Origin of the sequence: Clostridium vincentii, assembly GCF_002995745.1 — a bacterium.
GTDB classification, from domain to species: Bacteria; Bacillota; Clostridia; order Clostridiales; family Clostridiaceae; genus Clostridium; species Clostridium vincentii.
The window spans coordinates 25,487-42,090 of record NZ_PVXQ01000031.1 but is presented as its reverse complement, the minus strand read 5'-3'; the positions used below and the strand labels follow the sequence as shown (position 1 = coordinate 42,090).

The 16,604-nt window shown below is 29.5% G+C and carries 16 protein-coding genes; 14 read left to right on the top strand and 2 right to left on the bottom strand.

What is annotated here, in order from left to right; genetic code table 11:
* Positions 1 to 250 precede the first annotated feature (250 nt).
* From CLVI_RS12805 to CLVI_RS12780, 7 genes are all read left to right on the top strand, one after another.
* Positions 251 to 1,018, top strand: coding sequence for an enhanced serine sensitivity protein SseB (locus CLVI_RS12805; RefSeq protein ID WP_170065668.1), 768 nt, complete (start codon positions 251 to 253; stop codon positions 1,016 to 1,018).
* Positions 1,019 to 1,149: 131 nt separating this feature from the next.
* A complete protein-coding gene (locus tag CLVI_RS17510; protein ID WP_170065667.1) occupies positions 1,150 to 1,293 on the top strand; it encodes a hypothetical protein in 144 nt (47 codons plus the stop codon).
* Between the two features lie 306 nt (positions 1,294 to 1,599).
* Positions 1,600 to 2,595 (top strand): ABC transporter substrate-binding protein, encoded by a 996-nt coding sequence (locus tag CLVI_RS12800; RefSeq protein WP_106060511.1) that lies wholly within the window; start codon positions 1,600 to 1,602, stop codon positions 2,593 to 2,595.
* Between the two features lie 16 nt (positions 2,596 to 2,611).
* Entirely contained in the window at positions 2,612 to 4,339 is a 1,728-nt protein-coding gene (locus CLVI_RS12795) for an HD domain-containing phosphohydrolase (protein ID WP_146127332.1), read from the top strand.
* 88 nt (positions 4,340 to 4,427) lie between these two features.
* Positions 4,428 to 4,898 (top strand): GNAT family N-acetyltransferase, encoded by a 471-nt coding sequence (locus tag CLVI_RS12790; protein WP_106060517.1) that lies wholly within the window; start codon positions 4,428 to 4,430, stop codon positions 4,896 to 4,898.
* A gap of 276 nt (positions 4,899 to 5,174) precedes the next feature.
* Positions 5,175 to 5,855, top strand: a complete 681-nt coding sequence (locus tag CLVI_RS12785) for a PBECR4 domain-containing protein (RefSeq protein WP_106060509.1) — start codon at positions 5,175 to 5,177, stop codon at positions 5,853 to 5,855.
* Positions 5,856 to 5,969: 114 nt separating this feature from the next.
* Positions 5,970 to 6,242 (top strand): hypothetical protein, encoded by a 273-nt coding sequence (locus CLVI_RS12780; RefSeq protein ID WP_106060508.1) that lies wholly within the window; start codon positions 5,970 to 5,972, stop codon positions 6,240 to 6,242.
* Positions 6,243 to 6,318: 76 nt separating this feature from the next.
* On the opposite strand, the gene CLVI_RS12775 is transcribed toward CLVI_RS12780, so the two are convergent.
* A complete protein-coding gene (locus CLVI_RS12775; protein ID WP_106060507.1) occupies positions 6,319 to 6,801 on the bottom strand; it encodes a flavodoxin family protein in 483 nt (160 codons plus the stop codon).
* Positions 6,802 to 7,163: 362 nt separating this feature from the next.
* On the opposite strand from CLVI_RS12775, the gene hcp reads away from it, so the two are divergent.
* From hcp to CLVI_RS12740, 7 genes are all read left to right on the top strand, one after another.
* On the top strand, positions 7,164 to 8,822 hold the full coding sequence (gene hcp / locus CLVI_RS12770) for a hydroxylamine reductase (RefSeq protein ID WP_207655381.1): 1,659 nt from the start codon (positions 7,164 to 7,166) through the stop codon (positions 8,820 to 8,822).
* A 167-nt stretch (positions 8,823 to 8,989) separates the two neighbouring features.
* Positions 8,990 to 9,631 (top strand): hypothetical protein, encoded by a 642-nt coding sequence (locus CLVI_RS12765; RefSeq protein WP_106060506.1) that lies wholly within the window; start codon positions 8,990 to 8,992, stop codon positions 9,629 to 9,631.
* Positions 9,631 to 10,179: a hemerythrin domain-containing protein gene (locus CLVI_RS12760; RefSeq protein WP_106060505.1), complete on the top strand. Its 549-nt coding sequence runs from the start codon at positions 9,631 to 9,633 to the stop codon at positions 10,177 to 10,179. The genes CLVI_RS12765 and CLVI_RS12760 overlap by 1 nt, the downstream gene beginning before the upstream one ends.
* Before the next feature lie 121 nt (positions 10,180 to 10,300).
* A complete protein-coding gene (locus CLVI_RS12755; RefSeq protein WP_106060504.1) occupies positions 10,301 to 11,620 on the top strand; it encodes an MATE family efflux transporter in 1,320 nt (439 codons plus the stop codon).
* Positions 11,614 to 13,914, top strand: a complete 2,301-nt coding sequence (gshAB, locus tag CLVI_RS12750; RefSeq protein WP_106060503.1) for a bifunctional glutamate--cysteine ligase GshA/glutathione synthetase GshB — start codon at positions 11,614 to 11,616, stop codon at positions 13,912 to 13,914. The genes CLVI_RS12755 and gshAB overlap by 7 nt, the downstream gene beginning before the upstream one ends.
* A gap of 9 nt (positions 13,915 to 13,923) precedes the next feature.
* The gene (locus CLVI_RS12745; RefSeq protein WP_106060502.1) at positions 13,924 to 14,244 is read left to right on the top strand and encodes an ArsR/SmtB family transcription factor; all 321 of its coding nucleotides are present in this window, start codon (positions 13,924 to 13,926) and stop codon (positions 14,242 to 14,244) included.
* 715 nt (positions 14,245 to 14,959) lie between these two features.
* Complete coding sequence (locus tag CLVI_RS12740; RefSeq protein WP_242980689.1) at positions 14,960 to 15,916, top strand: tyrosine recombinase XerC; 957 nt, start codon at positions 14,960 to 14,962, stop codon at positions 15,914 to 15,916.
* A 100-nt stretch (positions 15,917 to 16,016) separates the two neighbouring features.
* Here CLVI_RS12740 and CLVI_RS12735 read toward each other — a convergent pair whose 3' ends face one another.
* A complete protein-coding gene (locus tag CLVI_RS12735) occupies positions 16,017 to 16,541 on the bottom strand; it encodes a hypothetical protein (RefSeq protein WP_106060501.1) in 525 nt (174 codons plus the stop codon).
* Positions 16,542 to 16,604: the final 63 nt, after the last annotated feature.

Below are 16,604 nucleotides of genomic sequence, written 5' to 3'. Positions count from 1 at the left end.
ATGTGGATTAAAAGGATTTGGAGATATTAGTTACAATTAAGAGTAAAAATGCTTAAGGGAAGTTATAAATATATACTGTAAAATAATGGATAATAAAATAGTTGCCCACTTTTACTTGACTCAATCACTATTTCATAGAAATTTTACTCTAATAGCGTAATTTGATATAATAGGATATATAAATAATAAATAAATTTAGCATGGATTTGCTGATTAGTATAACTATTAATAAAATAGAAGGATGTGTCTTATGATAGATGTAAACAAACCTCTAACAAATGTAGAATTAGTCAATAGCATGAATACTTGCTTAAATGAAAAAACTGTAGAGAATGAATTTGCTTTTATTGAAAAACTTACTAAAGCTAATTTTTTGGCGCCTATAATATTTAAAGGTGAAATAGAAAATGGAGTGATTAAGGAAGACTCGACTATGAGTTTTAAAACCATAACTAATAGTGTAGATGAAGCCTTTTTTCTTGCATTTACAGATTGGGAAGAGCTAGGCAAGTGGTCTAAACAGAAAGAACAAACTTTGATTGTTCCCTACGACGACTTAAAAGCTATGGTGTTAAAAGATAATTTAAATATAAAAGGTTTTGTTATAAATGCCTATGGACAAAACTTTCTTATTACCCCTGAATTAATGGAATACTTTTCTAAAATAAAATCAGAAGTATTAGAAGTATCAGAAGTAGTTGTGAAAAAGAATACTAAAATTTTTCTTGGACAGCCTGCGAAGTATCCTCAGGAGATGGTGGACGCTTTAATAACTTTTTTTAAAGAGCATAATAACGTAGATAGTGCACATTTGTTTTTATATAGTAGAGAGGGTGAAGAAAAGCCAAACTTACTACTTATTATTGATTTTATAGGCGGAAAGGATGAATTATTTTCACAGGTAGCTGCTGTTACTAAGTTGTATTTAGGTAAGGATGAATATATTGATTTAATTTCCATGGGCGACACCTTTACTAAAAATGCAACAAAAGATTCCACTCCTTTTTATAAAAAATAATAATTTTGCAAATAATATTATAAATAAGTATAATATAGAATGTATTAATTTATATACCTTTACTAAAAATTTAGGAATAGATATTTATTTGACCATGTTCATTATATTATTTTGGAAGGGGGGTGAAATTTATGGCAGGAATTAATAGACCTAATACACCACCAAAAAAGCCTACAGTACAAGCACCACAAACACAACAAAGAAAAAAAGGGTTACCGTTAAAACCAGTTAAAGAAAGTGTTGATCCGAGTGGAAGAAAAGGAAGAAATAAATAGGGCGTTTTTTTGTAAGAGAGCTTAATTTAATATTATAGCTCTCTTTTGCTATATAAAAAAGGAAGATAAATAATTGCACTGGGTTATGCTGGTGCAATTATTTATGTTTAATTTAGTTGGATTTCAAAATATAGCAAAAGTAATTAAATTTTTTTCATGTATAAGCTGAATATTATGGTAATTTTATTGTATAATAGTGTAATAATAGGTTAAGAGTGATAATTATATTAAGAAAAAATTTATATAGATTTAATAAGTAAGTTGTGAATTAACTACCGAAAAAATACATCATAGGGGAAGATAGTAATGAAAAATATAAAAGTGTTTTGTAGTATTTGTTGTCCAATATTTATTGCATTATTTTTAGTTAGTTGTGGAAATTCGAATAGTAGCACAAAAGTTAATGAGTCTTTAGAAAGTAAGGATGAAGAAGAAATTTATATTCCGATTATTTCAAAGGGGTGGCAGCATCAATATTGGCAATCGGTTAAGATGGGAGCCAATAAAGCAGCTAAGGACTACAATGTTAGAATAACCTTTGAAGGTCCAGAAGGTGATGCTGCTATTAATAAGCAAATTGAAATGATTGAATCGGCTTTAAGTAAGGAGCCTTCAGCGCTTGTGTTGGCAGCCTGTAATAGTGACGCAGTTATTCCTCAACTTGAGAAGGCTAAAGCTGCTAATATACCTATTATTGGATTTGACTCAGGGGTAGATAGCGATATCCCGATTACTATGGTAGCTACGGACAATGAGGTTGCTTCAAGTGCAGCAGCCGATAAATTGGCTGCTGCTATAGGGCAAGAAGGGGAAATTGCAGTTATATGTCATGATTCTGTAAGTACTACAGGGACAGAACGTCGTGATGGTTTTGTAAATCAAATGAAAGAAAAATATCCTAATATAAAGGTTGTAGCTGTTGAATATAGCGGCGGTGACCATGATATTTCACAAAACATTACTAGGACGATTATTGATAAGTACCCAAATATAAAGGGAATCTTTGCAACAAATGAAGGCTCAGCATATGGTCTAATTAATGGTGTAATCGAAAAAGATAAAGTAGGAAAGATTGTACTTGTTGGATTTGATGCTGGTAAGCTACAAAAGGAATCTGTAAGGAATGGAACAATGCTTGGTGCAATTAGTCAGGATCCGTTTAACATAGGTTACAAAGCTGTTGAGGCTGCTTACAAGGCTTCAAAGGGAGAAGAATTAACAAGTACAATAGACACTGGGTACAAATGGTATGACAAAACTAATATGGATGACGAAGATATGAAGACTTTATTATACGATTAAAGGAAAGAGAGAGATTGTGGTGAAGATAAAAATAAGAAGCATTAGAATTCAGACAAGACTTATAGTATCATTTTTATTGCTATCCATTGTCCCGTTAGCAGCTACCAGCTTAATAAGTTACAAAAAATCAAGTGATGCTATTCAGACTAAAATTAACACTTATTCAGTTCAAGTAATGGATGACGTTAGCAGAAACTTGCAAACTGAATTGACTTTTAAAGAAAGTTTATGTGAAGAGCTAGCTATGACTGATGAGATACAAAAGAATTTAATTGATTATACGAAATTAACTAATACTGAAAAGTATAAAATAGAAGACGATATTACTTTAAAGTTTGTAGAAAAAATGAGGCTTTCAGCATTTAATGCCTCTTCGGATATAACTAGTTTAAATATTATTATTAATAGTAATGTAATAATGGGAACTGGTCAAAATAATTATGACCCAAATCAACTTATTGAAATTTATAATGAAACTAAAGATGACAATTACAAATATAATTACACAATAGTCAAGGATTTGAATGGAAATTTTCAAGTTGCAATTGATAGTATTATAAAAAACCATATTACTGGTGAAGAAATTGGAACCTTAATACTAACATTTAAAGATTCATATATTTCGGATATTTGTAAGCAGTTGGAAATTGGAGAAGATGCAGATGTTCTAATTATGGATTCAAAAGGTAAAATAGTATCCAGTAATGATGAATCTAAAGCACCAATAAATAAAGAATATTTAGAAAAAACGCTAATACAGAAAGTTATAGAGAACAATGAATTAAAACAACATAGTTTTTCAATGGATATCCTGGGTGAAAAACGATTGGTAGCCTATAATCGTATTACTAACTGTGATTGGTTTATAGTAAGTACTATTCCATATACATATCTTCAGGAAGAATCAAAAAGTTTGATGTTGAGTATAATATTTATTGGATTAGTATGTTTAATATTTGCAATACCTCTCTCTTTTATAATTTCATTTAGTATATCAAGACCACTAAGTAGATTAAAGAAGCATATGAATGAAGTCCAAATGGGAAAACTTGATATAGAACTTTCAGATAATAATAGTGACGAGATCGCTGAAATTTCTACAGGATTTAATGATATGATTTCAAGTATAAGACTTCTTATTAAGGATAATATTGATACTCAAAATGAAATAGTATATAAGTTAGGAGCTGTTACAGAAGCTCGTTCACAAGAAACTGGTAATCATATTAAACGAGTTGCTCAGTATTCTAAACTTATTGCACTGAAATATGGTATTCCTGAAAAAGAAGCCGATATTGTAAGAATCGCTTCTACTTTACATGATGTTGGGAAGATATCAATTCCTGATAATATATTATTAAAGCCAGGTAAGCTTACTGTAGAAGAATTTGAAATCATGAAAACTCATGCTGTTATAGGAAATGAGATTTTATCAAATTCTAATAAAAAGGTTTTGAAAATTGCCTCAATAATTGCTCTAGAGCATCATGAAAGATATGATGGTACTGGTTATCCAAGGGGGATAAGCGGTGACAAAATTGGGATTTATAGTAGAATTGTTTCTTTAACTGATGTCTTTGACGCATTAGCAACTGACCGTGTTTACAAGAAAAAATGGGAGTTTACTAAAATAGTAGAATATATTAAGAAACAGCGTGGCAAACAATTTGATCCTAAAATAGTAGATATATTTCTGGCAAATCTTGATGAAATTAAAATAATACAAAATAATTTAAGTGATTAATGAATTATACCTATTAAACGGTAGTGAAGTCACTCACTTGGATATGATATTGGATAGATTTAAGCAGGTGGATAATGGGGTGATATTTATGTTAATAAGAGAAATACAAGAGAAAGATAATAAAGAAGTAGAGTCGCTTATTAGAACTTGTTTAATAGAATTCGGAGGAGATAAGCCTGGTTGTGCATGGTCTGACCCTGATTTAGGACGTTTTTATCAAGTATATCAAAATGAAAAATCTAAATATTGGGTTGTTGAAGAAAATAATAAAATAGTTGCTGGTTGTGGGATTGGATCACTAAATGGTATACAAAACACATGCGAATTGCAGAAAATGTATTCTCTAAAAGAGATAAGAGGTACTGGAATTGCAAGTGAACTAATGAAAACTTCTTTAGACTTTGCAAAAGAACATTATGAAAAATGCTATCTCGAAACCTTTAGTAATATGGTTGCAGCTAATAAATTCTATAAAAAGCATGGATTTATTCAATTGGGAAAACCTTTAATTGTAACTGAACATTATGCTTGCGATGTATGGTACGTAAAAGCATTATAAATTAATAAAAGTCGTATATTAAATATTGTAATTCATAATAGATTGCATCTAATATATTAATAGTGTATAATTATATTAATAGAACAATACATTTAATGGAGAAATGCCTTTAGCTGATAGGCTATAAAGTAATGGGAGCAGAGATGACCTTCTTTCCCTATTGGGGGACAATAATAATACCATAGAAACCCTAGCTGTGGGTTCATAGCAGTTCGTCATCTAAAGAAGAACGTCTTATTTAATAAGACGTTTTTTTTTGTAAAAGGGGGATTTTATATGTTGACAAAAATACAATTGTTGACTCAAAATGAAATGCCAAAAATATCGGATATTTCATTGTTGTTATATATAGAATTTTTTGAGGAAAATTTTCATGGGAAAATATATGAATACAAACTTAATAATGGGTGGATTGTACGATTAAATATGGACAAGTCTCGTATACATCACCTATTAGGAATCCAACATATAGATTCAAAGAGTATAAATAAAAAAACTTTTATAAATGATATCAAGAATTACACCATAACTATTGATGCGTTAAGGGATAGCAAAGGGAAAAAGGATAGATTTAATGATATGAAGGATAGAATTTTAATGTTTTCATGTCTAAATTATTTGTTAGAAAACTGTACATACTTTTATGTAGATACTGGCAAAGTGCCTAAATCAATGGTTCCTGCAGATTTTCTGCTTTTTAATAAAATTTCTGAAAAAGGTGTTCAATTAGCTATTGAGAAAAATAAAGATAATGAATTTTACAAAGCAGTTTCTCTTTTGGTAACTAGAGCAGCTAGTTATGACAAGCATATTGCAGATCTTGATAATTACCAAGTTGTTGAATTAAATATTTGGGGGTGCAATAATAAATTGATTAAAAATATTTATTATAGCAATGAAGTAGAAAAAGAAATAGCTGCTACAAATAATAGGTTCTTAAACTACCTAAAAAAATAGGAATAGCTTATATACTTAAAATTTCAAGACAATCTATTTCTATAGTTTTTTGTAATTAATAGAAGAAATTCGCTAAAATGTGTATAATAATAGTATATGAAAGGTGTGAATATCATGAAAGAAAAAGAACTTTATGTTTTAAAATATGTTATTAAAAAAATAAATGGGAAAAAAGATATTGAATATAATTGTGATATAGAAAAAGAATATGCAGTTAATGAAATAGCATATTACCTAAGACGGCTTATATCGAAAGGCTATATAAGAGGGAGAGGTTGGGCAATGGTAGAGGGCGAAGAAGTAAGTGTATATAAAAATAATGTATCATTAATATATTATGAAAAATTGGTCTTAACGAAACATGGCAAAGAAGTACTAAATAAATAATTTAAGCAGTATTATAAAGGCATTTATTTTAAATGTTATAATACTGCTATTTTTTTTGAAATTATATTAAAATTAATTACGATTTAAGGTTATTAATCCATACTCTAACTTGGATCAGACTTTCCTCAGTATTCTTTTTAACAGGTTCTAGAAAATCTATCTCTCCTATATACTCATTATTTGGTAATTTGTTTTTAAAATTAGTATAGAATTTTTTTGCTCCTCCGCCACCATGACAAGCGAATAAACATATTTTTTTGTTTTCTATATTACAATTTTCTATAAAGGTATTAAATGGTGGAGCATAAGTACCAACCCATATAGGAGTTCCTATAAATATGCGATCATACTCGTTTGGATCTAGATCTATTTCTAATAGATCTGGCTTTTGATTCAGTAGTACGCTTTTTCCACCCCAAAGATATTTCTTAAATCTTCCTGTTGGATATTCTTTCTTAGTTTTAAGTTCTAATATATCAGCATTTGTTTCTTTCGCTATAGTTTCAGCTATTAGTTTTGTATTTCCTTCTAAAGAATAATAAATTACTAATGTTTTCATTTATAATACCTTCTTTCTTAATATATATCTATAGTGATATTTCTATGTCTTTAATTCCAAATAAATATAATTATAACAAACTTGACATTAAATTGACACTTTATAAAAATATAATTATTATAGGGGCAATGCTTTCATATTCTTATTTTTTAATAGGAGTAATATTTGGGATTTATCCCGCTATAATATAAAGGCATCTAAATTAAATCCTATAGACGCTTTAAGATTTGAATAGGCGAAAGATGTCTTTTAAAATCAAATTAGCAAAATTTGTCATTATGTGGTATGTTAATGATAAGAATACGTATACAAAAATAAAAAATGATAATACTAATATTATAAAAGATTAAGGAGTGATTGTAGTGGATAGAAATCCAATGTTTTGCTATCAATGCGAACAAACAGCAGGGGGAAAAGGTTGTACTAAAATGGGCGTATGTGGTAAAACACCTGAAATAGCGAATCTGCAAGATTTACTATTACATCAGGCAAAAGGAATAAGTTGTTATTGTGTTGATTTGATTGAAAAAGGAGAAACTATAGAAAAAGAGATAGTTTCTTTTGTTGAAAATTCACTATTTACTACTTTAACTAATGTTAACTTTGATGCAGAGGTCCATGTTGAAATGCTTAAAAAATCTCAACAGATAAAAAAGGACCTAAGAAATAGAGTTTCTGGCGATAAGTCGTATCCAGATCAGGCGACTTATAATTTAAGTGATACAAAAGAAGAAATGCTTGAAGATTCAATAAAAGCTGGAATTATGTATGATAAAGATCTTAATGAAGATGTACGATCTTTAAGACAAACTATTATTTTTGGACTTAAAGGGGTAAGTGCATATGCTCATCAGGCTAGAGCCCTTAAATATGAAGACGACCAAGTTGATAATTTTTATTTTAGAGCTTTAGAAGCTGTAACAAACGGCAATCTTTCTGTGGAAGAATTAATTCAAATGACAATGAGAACTGGCGATATGAGTGTTGCTGTTATGAAGTTATTAGATGATGCTAATACTACTAAATACATGCATCCAACACCTCATAAAGTTAATGTAAATATTCAAAAGGGACCATTTATTATAGTTTCAGGTCATGATTTAAGAGATTTAGAAATGTTATTAGAACAAACAGAAGGAAAGGGGATAAATATTTACACTCATGGAGAAATGCTTCCTTCCCATGGATATCCAGAACTAAATAAATATTCTCATCTTGTAGGAAACTATGGTGGGGCGTGGCAAGATCAACAAAAAGAGTTTGATGGAATTCCTGGATGTATGTTAATGACTACAAATTGTCTTATGAGACCTAGAGAAACATATAAGGACAGGATATTTACAACAAGTGTTGTTGGATGGGATGGAGTAGAATATATTCCAGCTGATAAGGATGGGTATAAGGATTTTTCTAAGATTATAGATAAGGCATTAGAACTTGGTGGTTTCCAAAGCTCAGAGAAGCCTAAAGAAATTCTTGTTGGGTTCGGTCATAATGCAACATTAAGCCATGCAAGTGAAATAATTAGTGCAGTAAAAAGTGGAGATTTAAGACACTTCTTCTTAATCGGAGGATGTGACGGTGCAAGACCTGGTAGAAATTACTATACAGATCTTGCGAAGATGGTTCCAAAGGACTGTATTATACTTACATTAGCTTGTGGTAAATATAGATTTAATAAATTGCAATTCGGTGAAGTTGCAGGACTTCCAAGGTTGTTAGATGTAGGACAATGTAATGATGCATACTCAGCGGTGAGAATTGCTACAGCTTTAGCAGATGCATTTGATACTGATGTAAATGGATTACCTTTGTCAATAGTTTTGTCATGGTATGAGCAGAAGGCTGTTGCTGATCTTTTAGCATTATTATCTCTTGGAGTAAAGGGAATATTCCTAGGACCATCCCTTCCAGCATTTATTAGTCCAAATGTACTTCAATACTTAGTAGATACCTTTAATCTAAGACCGATAAGTACACCAGAAGAAGATCTTAAGACTTGCTTACAACAGAGTGTTTAAAATTTAGACTTTTTTGAAATAAAGTTGGCTAAAGTGTATAATCTTTAGCTAACTTTTTATATTTCTGTCCATCATAGGTAACATAGGTTACAGACTAGATAAAGATATTTTAGTATACTTTATTTAATGAAGTAATGAAATAATGAAGAATATGAGGAGAGATTAATATGAGTTTATTTTTAGGAAAAGTTCACTATTGGTTATTTAATAAAGTTGTATGGTTTGAAGGATTAGAAGTGGAAGTAATTGGCCTTGCAAAGGATGCTGGCTTAGATATAGAAACTTTATCAAAGGAGATTAACGAAAAATATGGAGCGAAGCTTCCTAGTGTACCACTTGAAGATATGATAGATACAAGCAATATTCATGGTTGGTTACAGGGGAAAATACAGGCTTCAGAAGGAAGAATGGCAGCTTGGACTACTAAAACTTTGAATTATAGTAAGGAGACTTCTTTTAAAATGGAAAATATCTATATTAAACAAGGAGAAAAGGCTGCAATAGAGGTTCAGGAAGAAAATTTAGAATATTCTACAGCACCAGATATTTATAATAGAATAAATGATTATATTTTAGATGGAATGCCTTGTGATAGGGTAAATGAAGTAGTATCTTCAGATGATAACATTCATTCTTGGAAAAGAAACATGTGTGTTCATCATGATATCTGGAAAGGTGAAAATGGGGATGTTGAATATTTCTATAAGTTAAGAAGTTTGTGGATAAAGGCTTTTGTTCATTCACTTAATAGTAAATTTGAGTATATTGAAGATGAAAATGAATTAATGTCAATAAGGAGAATAGGATAATGAATGCAATAGAGCTTATGATGGATGAACATAAATATATTAAAAGAATGCTTAAAGTAGTAAGAAAAGCAACTTTTACAATTCTTGAAGGCAAGTCAGTTAATTATGATGATTTTTATTTAATGATTGATTTTATTAGAAATTATGCAGATGCACATCATCATAAAAAAGAAGAAGTGATACTTTTTAATAAAATGGTTGAAAAATTAGGAACAATAGCTGAAAAAACAGTTAAATATGGAATGCTTGTAGAACATGATTTAGGAAGATTTTATATAATGAGCTTGGATGAATCGTTGCAGAAACTAAAAAGTGGTGATAAAGAAGCGACCTTAGATGTGATTGCTAATGCAATTTCCTACACTCATTTATTAGAAAGACATATTGACAAAGAGGATAATGTAATCTATAAATTTGCACAAAGAGAATTAGATGAAGAGAGCTTATCTAAGGTAGACGAAGAGTGTATTGGATTTGAAAACACAAATAGCAATACAAAGGAAAAATATATTTTGTTATTGGAAGAATTAGAAAAGAAATACAACTAAAAATGATAAAGAAGATGCTAAATTGTAATAGCATCTTCTTTATTTTGCTATCATCTATTGACAAAACATAGATAGTTATCTATATTTATATATGAAGAACACTAAAGTTATGAGGTGACAAATGAAGAAAATAGATCTGACACAAGGTAAGGTCATTTCGGTTTTAATGGCACTTGCCTTGCCGATTATGGGAACATCTTTTCTGCAGTTTGCTTATAATATAATAGATATGATATGGGTAGGAGGTCTTGGCAGTAATGCAGTAGCAAGTGTCGGTTCGGCAAGCTTTTTTGTTAGCCTTGGCTATTCAGTAAACTCATTAGTAGTTATAGGCGTTGGAATAAAGGTTTCTCATTCCTTAGGTAAAAAAGAAGAAAATGAATCTAAAAGATATATAAATGCAGGACTTTTCATAAATGTAATTTTAGGATTACTTTTTGCACTGGCTCTTATATTATTTGGAAAAGCTTTTATAGGTTTTTTAAATATTGATAATCTAGTTGTAGAAAAAGATGCATATTCATACTTAGTCTTAAGTGCTCCTACATTATTTTTCACTTTTTTTAATTTACTCTATGCTAGAATTTTAGGAAGTTATGGAAATACTAAAGAAGCATTAAAAATTAGTGTACTTGGCATAATAATTAATATAGTACTAGATCCAATTCTTATTTATATATTTAAGCTAGGAGTATCAGGGGCAGCTCTTGGTTCTTTAGTTGCTAACCTTGTAATGTTTTTAGTTTATAGAATGAGATTTAAAGGCTCTTTTAACTATAATAAGAAAATAGGACTTGATTATAAAAAGGTTAATGAAATAATAAAGCTTGGGACTCCAATGGCTTTTCAAAGAATTCTATTTACCTTGATAAATATAATACTTGCTAGAATAATTGCAAGATTTGGATCAGATGCCATAGCAGCTCAAAAAATAGGACTTCAAATTGAATCCCTAGGGTATATGGTTATTGGAGGGTTTCAAGGAGCGATTGCAAGTTTTACAGGTCAAAATTTCGGAGGTAAAAAGTTTGAGAGAATTAAAGAAGGATATAATGCTGCATTAAAGATTGGTATAATATATTCATCAATATTAACAGTAGTATTTATATTTTTTAATGTGCCACTAATCAAAATTTTCATTAGGGACGATGCAACAATTATAATTGCTTCAGCCTATTTGCAAGTTATAGGGTTTTCACAAATATTTAGTACAATAGAGGTAATATCAAATGGTCTATTTACTGGTATTGGTAAGCCTAATATACCGGCTACTATTAGTGTGGTTTTTACAGCGTTAAGAATTCCTATGGCTTTACTATTCACCATATTCCTTGGACTCAATGGTATATGGTTAAGTATTGCACTGTCTAGTATGTTCAAGGGAATCGCCGCATATTTAATATATATAGTCAAAGTAAGAAAGGAAAACAAAAAATGTTAAATAGATTTAAAGAGATGTTTACTCCAAATGAATTATTAAAAGGAAATTATGGTATAGAAAGAGAAGCCTTAAGGGTTAGTAAGGATGGACGGATATCCTATGAGATTCATCCAAAAGTATTTGGCAGAAAGATAGAGAATCCATATATAACTACTGACTTTGCAGAAAGTCAAGTTGAGGTGATAACTCCTACATTTACAAATATAGAAGAGACTTATAATTTTTTAAATGCACTTTATGATATTGTATCCATGGAAATAGGGGACGAATATCTTTGGCCACAATCAATGCCTTCTATTATGCCAGGTGAGAATAAAATTCCAGTTGCTAACTTTGGAGAAGGAGAGAAAAATAATAGAGCTCATGAGTATCGAGAATATTTATTGAAAAAATACGGTGGAAAAAAACAACTGATTTCTGGGATTCATTTTAATTTTTCCTTTAGTGAGGAGTTCATTGAAAAGTTATATAAAGATGGGAATATGGAAATAGACTATAAAGGATTTAAGGATAATATCTACTTAAAGGTAGCGAGAAATTTTCTTAGATATAGATGGTTGCTTATATACTTTACAGGAGCAACTTCCGTAGTTCATAAATCTTATCTTTGTGAATGTAAAAATGATTTAGAGGAAATATCAAAGGATAGTTTTTCTTGCGAAGGAAGTCTATCTTACCGAAATAGTGAATGGGGATATAAAAATACAACAAATTTATTTCCAAATTATGATTCTGTAGTGGAACATTTAGAAAGTATAGATGAATTTATTCGTGATGGAGTTATTGAAAGTCATAAGGAACTCTATAGTCAAATAAGGTTAAAACCTAAAAATAAGGATGATTTAAAAAATTCCTTAATAAACGATGGAATCTTATATTTAGAATATAGAAATATAGATATAAATCCTTTTGAGAAATCTGGCGTAAGTTTAGATGATTTATATTTCTTGCAGGTATTTAATTTATTCTTACTTTTAAAAGAAGAAAAAACTCAGGATGGTTGGCAGGAAGAAGCTCAAGCAAATCAATATTTAATTGCGAGTTCAGGATCCGGTGAAATTATGCTAAAGAGAAACGGAGAATCAATATCAAAGGAAAAATGGGCATTAGAACTATTGGATGAAATGATGATAACTAATAAAGAACTTAACTTAAAAAAAGAAGATGTCATAAATAAAATGGTTAATAGAGTTAAAGATCCTAAATTGTCCTATGCTTATAAAGTTAAAGAAATGAGTAGGGAAGACGGTTATATTAATTCTCATATAGACCTTGCAAAGAAATTTAAACAGAGCTCATATGAGAATAGATTTAAGCTTGAAGGATATGAGGATCTAGAATTATCAACTCAAATTTTAATGAAGGAATCTATTAAAAGAGGTATTGCTGTGGAAGTTGTAGATAGAAGTGATAACTTTATTCTTCTGAAAAAGGATGGAAAGGTTGAGTATGTAAAACAGGCGACAAAAACCTCTAAGGATAACTATATAACTGTATTAATTATGGAGAACAAGGTAGTTACAAAAAAAGTTCTGAAAAGTAATGGGATTAGAGTTCCCGAAGGGGAGGAGTTTAGTTCTATTAAAGAGGCTTTACTTGCAGCAGATAGATTTAAAAATACATCTTTAGTAATTAAACCTAAATCAACTAATTTTGGGTTAGGAATAAGTATATTTAAAGATGGAGCTTCAAAGGATGATATAATAAAAGCATTTGAAATTGCTTTTAAACATGATAATACAGTTCTTATTGAGGAATTTATCAAAGGAAAAGAATATCGCTTTTTGGTTTTTGATGATAGAGTAGTAGGGATACTTCATAGAGTTCCGGCAAATGTCATGGGAAATGGTATTAGTTCAATTAAACAATTAGTTGAAATTAAAAATGAAGATCCATTAAGAGGATATCATTATAGAACACCTCTTGAAAAGATAAACTTAGATGAAAATGCAGAACTGTTTTTAAAACATCAAAATAAAGATTTTAATTATATTCCAGGTAAAGATGAAGTAGTATATCTAAGAGAAAATTCTAATATTAGCACTGGAGGGGATAGTATTGATTATACTGATAAAATCCCAGATAAGTTTAAAGAAATAGCAGTAAAATCAGCAAAGGCAGCTGGCGCTAGAATTTGCGGAGTTGATATGATGTTAGAGAATTATAGTGATGAAGGATCTAAATATGGAATAATTGAAATTAATTTTAATCCGGCTATTCATATTCATTCTTATCCATATAAAGGTAAAGAACGAAACATAGCGGCAGAGTTGTTGAAGGTCTTGGATTTATAGGAGGATTTTATGGAGAACTATTATGAAGTAACTGCAAAAACATTTAAAGCATTAAGTGATTCAAATAGATTGAAGATAATTGATTTATTATCCTGTGGCGAAAAATGCGCTTGTGAAATATTGAATTACTTTGAGTTTACTCAACCAACTTTATCTCATCATATGAAGGTATTAATAGAATGTGGTTTAATTAGTTCAAGAAAAGAAGGTACTTGGAATTATTATAGGCTAAACTCAAAAAATACAAATAAGGTCATATTATCATTAATGAATATAGTATTAGAAACAGATCAATGTGTATGTGATAACAATAAAATAGATAAATTATAAAAATGAAAAAATAGAGAATATATTGTTCTCTATTTTTTTGTTTATTTATGGTGTCGATTTGTACAGAAATTAGATTTCAAGTTTTTAATATTAGTAGAAGTGTATGTATTTATAAAAAGTTAAAGCTTAAATCCGGTTAAAAAAGCTTTAACTTTTTAAACAAGTTTTGAAAAGATTAAAAAAACGCGAATAAATAACTTCGCTAAATACACATTTATTATATTTCGCACTCTTGTAGGAAAAAAAACTCTGTGATATAATGAAATCAAGGCTTTAGAGCATATTAACAGAGGTGAAAAAAATGAAAATAATGCGAAGTAAAACTCTTAAATATAAAAATTACGAATATCCACAGGAAATATTAAAGCTTTTTGACGTAGAATTAAATAAAGCTGATAGAAAAAGACTTCATACAATCTATTCTACTTTTTATGACCTTAAAGCTGAACGAGGCTATGAATATATTATTGAGGATCTTTACATTCTTTCATATAAACAAAAGATTACAACATCTCAAATAGCACTAATTTATGATGTTGGAGTTCGTACAGTTCAATTATGGTTTAAAGAATTAGGTCTTAATGAAGAACTAAAACAAACTGCTAAAACTAAAGGCAAAAATAGGGATTTAATAATACCGCCTTTAAATAATGAAGAAACTGCAATATCCAAAGAAATTTCAGAGAATTTTGGAATTGAAAGTCCTTATAACAGTATGTATCCATCTAATATGATAGACTTTTTAAATTATTTAGAAACTATCAAAGGAAAATCTATTAATACAATTAATGGATATGCAATAGATTTAACTTTATTTTTTAGATTTTTAAAAGTTTATAAGGGTGTAATTAAGGATGTTAATCTTGAATTCTCTGAGATTCCTATAAATGATGTTGACAGTGATTTTATTAGATCTATTAAGCTTACTGACATTTACGCATTCCTATCCTACGTAGAAAAGGTCAGAGAAAATGGAAGTTACGCTAGAGCTAGGAAAGTGGCAGCTTTACGATCCTTTTATAAATTTCTTCAGGGTAAGGCGAAAATTATTGATGATAATCCTACTCTAGATTTAGAATCTCCGAAAATAAATAAACGACACCCAGTTTATCTTACACTTGATCAAAGTTTAGATTTATTAAGTTCTTTAAATAGTAAAGACAAAAATTATAGACGAGATCATTGTATTTTAACTTTATTTCTTAATTGTGGAATGAGATTGTCAGAACTTTGTTCCATAAAGATTGATAAAATTAAAACTGATACCCTAACCATTATTGGAAAAGGTAATAAAGAACGGACTGTTTATTTAAATGAAGCATGTGTTAAGACTATTAATAATTACATGCAGGTAAGAGATATATCAAAGGTTCTTGAGGCTGAAAATAAATTTCTATTCATTTCTGCTAGGAATCGTGTTATTAACAAACGAACTGTAGAATTGCTGGTTAAAAAACATATTCAAAATGCAGGGATTGTTGATGGTAAATATACTCCACATAAACTTAGGCACACTGCTGCTACCCTTATGTATAAGTATGGGAACGTAGATATTAGAAGTCTTCAAAGTATTTTAGGCCATGAAGATATATCTACAACCCAAATTTATACTCATGTTGATGAAGAATCTTTAAGGGAAGCTGTTAAATCCAATCCTTTATCTAAATTATAGAAGGTAGTAATTTTTACTAGCTTCTTTTTTGTATTAATATATTACATAGTAAACATTATGTAACCTAATTACGACAATAAAGAGTAAAATAACCCTTTATCTATCCTAAAACCGGATTCCCTAATATTTCTTTTGCTTCTGTAAGGGCTATTTCATTATCTCCATCGTAAATTACCACTACTCTACCCTTTTTATATATGTGTGGAGCTGTCTTCCAATTTACATTTGTATCATTAATTTTCATACCATTATCTGTTACACTTCTAAGATCATCTTCAAGTTTAGTATTATCTTCAGCATTATATTGGTAAACTGAAAACGTTTCACCATTGATTATAAAGTCATTATTTTCAGCTGAAAAATAAGATTTTCCACCTTCTTCTACTTCTTTTGGTATATATCCTTTGGATTCTACATCTTTTTTTAAGTCATCACTATTATAATCCATAGTAGAATCAGTGATCTTCTTGACAAGATCAGAAGCAGTTTCACCTGTTTTTGTAACGCCCTCCTCTACTTTCTTACTAATATCTTCTGAAGTTTCATTAGTTCCACAGCCAAGTAAAAAAACTGATAAGGATATTCCAATAATAAAAGCAAACGGAACGAATTTCTTTTTAAACATAAAATCACCTCCATACTAATACTTCTTAAGTATCTTTTGTAATATAGAGTGATTTTATATTTT

Bases quoted from the DNA above. Each gene is read 5' to 3' on its own strand.
- CLVI_RS12805 (WP_170065668.1), top strand. From the start codon at position 251: ATGATAGATGTAAACAAACCTCTAACAAATGTAGAATTAGTCAATAGC.
- CLVI_RS17510 (WP_170065667.1), top strand. From the start codon at position 1,150: ATGGCAGGAATTAATAGACCTAATACACCACCAAAAAAGCCTACAGTA.
- CLVI_RS12800 (WP_106060511.1), top strand. From the start codon at position 1,600: ATGAAAAATATAAAAGTGTTTTGTAGTATTTGTTGTCCAATATTTATT.
- CLVI_RS12790 (WP_106060517.1), top strand. From the start codon at position 4,428: ATGTTAATAAGAGAAATACAAGAGAAAGATAATAAAGAAGTAGAGTCG.
- CLVI_RS12785 (WP_106060509.1), top strand. From the start codon at position 5,175: ATGTTGACAAAAATACAATTGTTGACTCAAAATGAAATGCCAAAAATA.
- CLVI_RS12780 (WP_106060508.1), top strand. From the start codon at position 5,970: ATGAAAGAAAAAGAACTTTATGTTTTAAAATATGTTATTAAAAAAATA.
- CLVI_RS12775 (WP_106060507.1), bottom strand. From the start codon at position 6,801: ATGAAAACATTAGTAATTTATTATTCTTTAGAAGGAAATACAAAACTA.
- CLVI_RS12765 (WP_106060506.1), top strand. From the start codon at position 8,990: ATGAGTTTATTTTTAGGAAAAGTTCACTATTGGTTATTTAATAAAGTT.
- CLVI_RS12760 (WP_106060505.1), top strand. From the start codon at position 9,631: ATGAATGCAATAGAGCTTATGATGGATGAACATAAATATATTAAAAGA.
- CLVI_RS12755 (WP_106060504.1), top strand. From the start codon at position 10,301: ATGAAGAAAATAGATCTGACACAAGGTAAGGTCATTTCGGTTTTAATG.
- gshAB (WP_106060503.1), top strand. From the start codon at position 11,614: ATGTTAAATAGATTTAAAGAGATGTTTACTCCAAATGAATTATTAAAA.
- CLVI_RS12745 (WP_106060502.1), top strand. From the start codon at position 13,924: ATGGAGAACTATTATGAAGTAACTGCAAAAACATTTAAAGCATTAAGT.
- CLVI_RS12740 (WP_242980689.1), top strand. From the start codon at position 14,960: ATGTATCCATCTAATATGATAGACTTTTTAAATTATTTAGAAACTATC.
- CLVI_RS12735 (WP_106060501.1), bottom strand. From the start codon at position 16,541: ATGTTTAAAAAGAAATTCGTTCCGTTTGCTTTTATTATTGGAATATCC.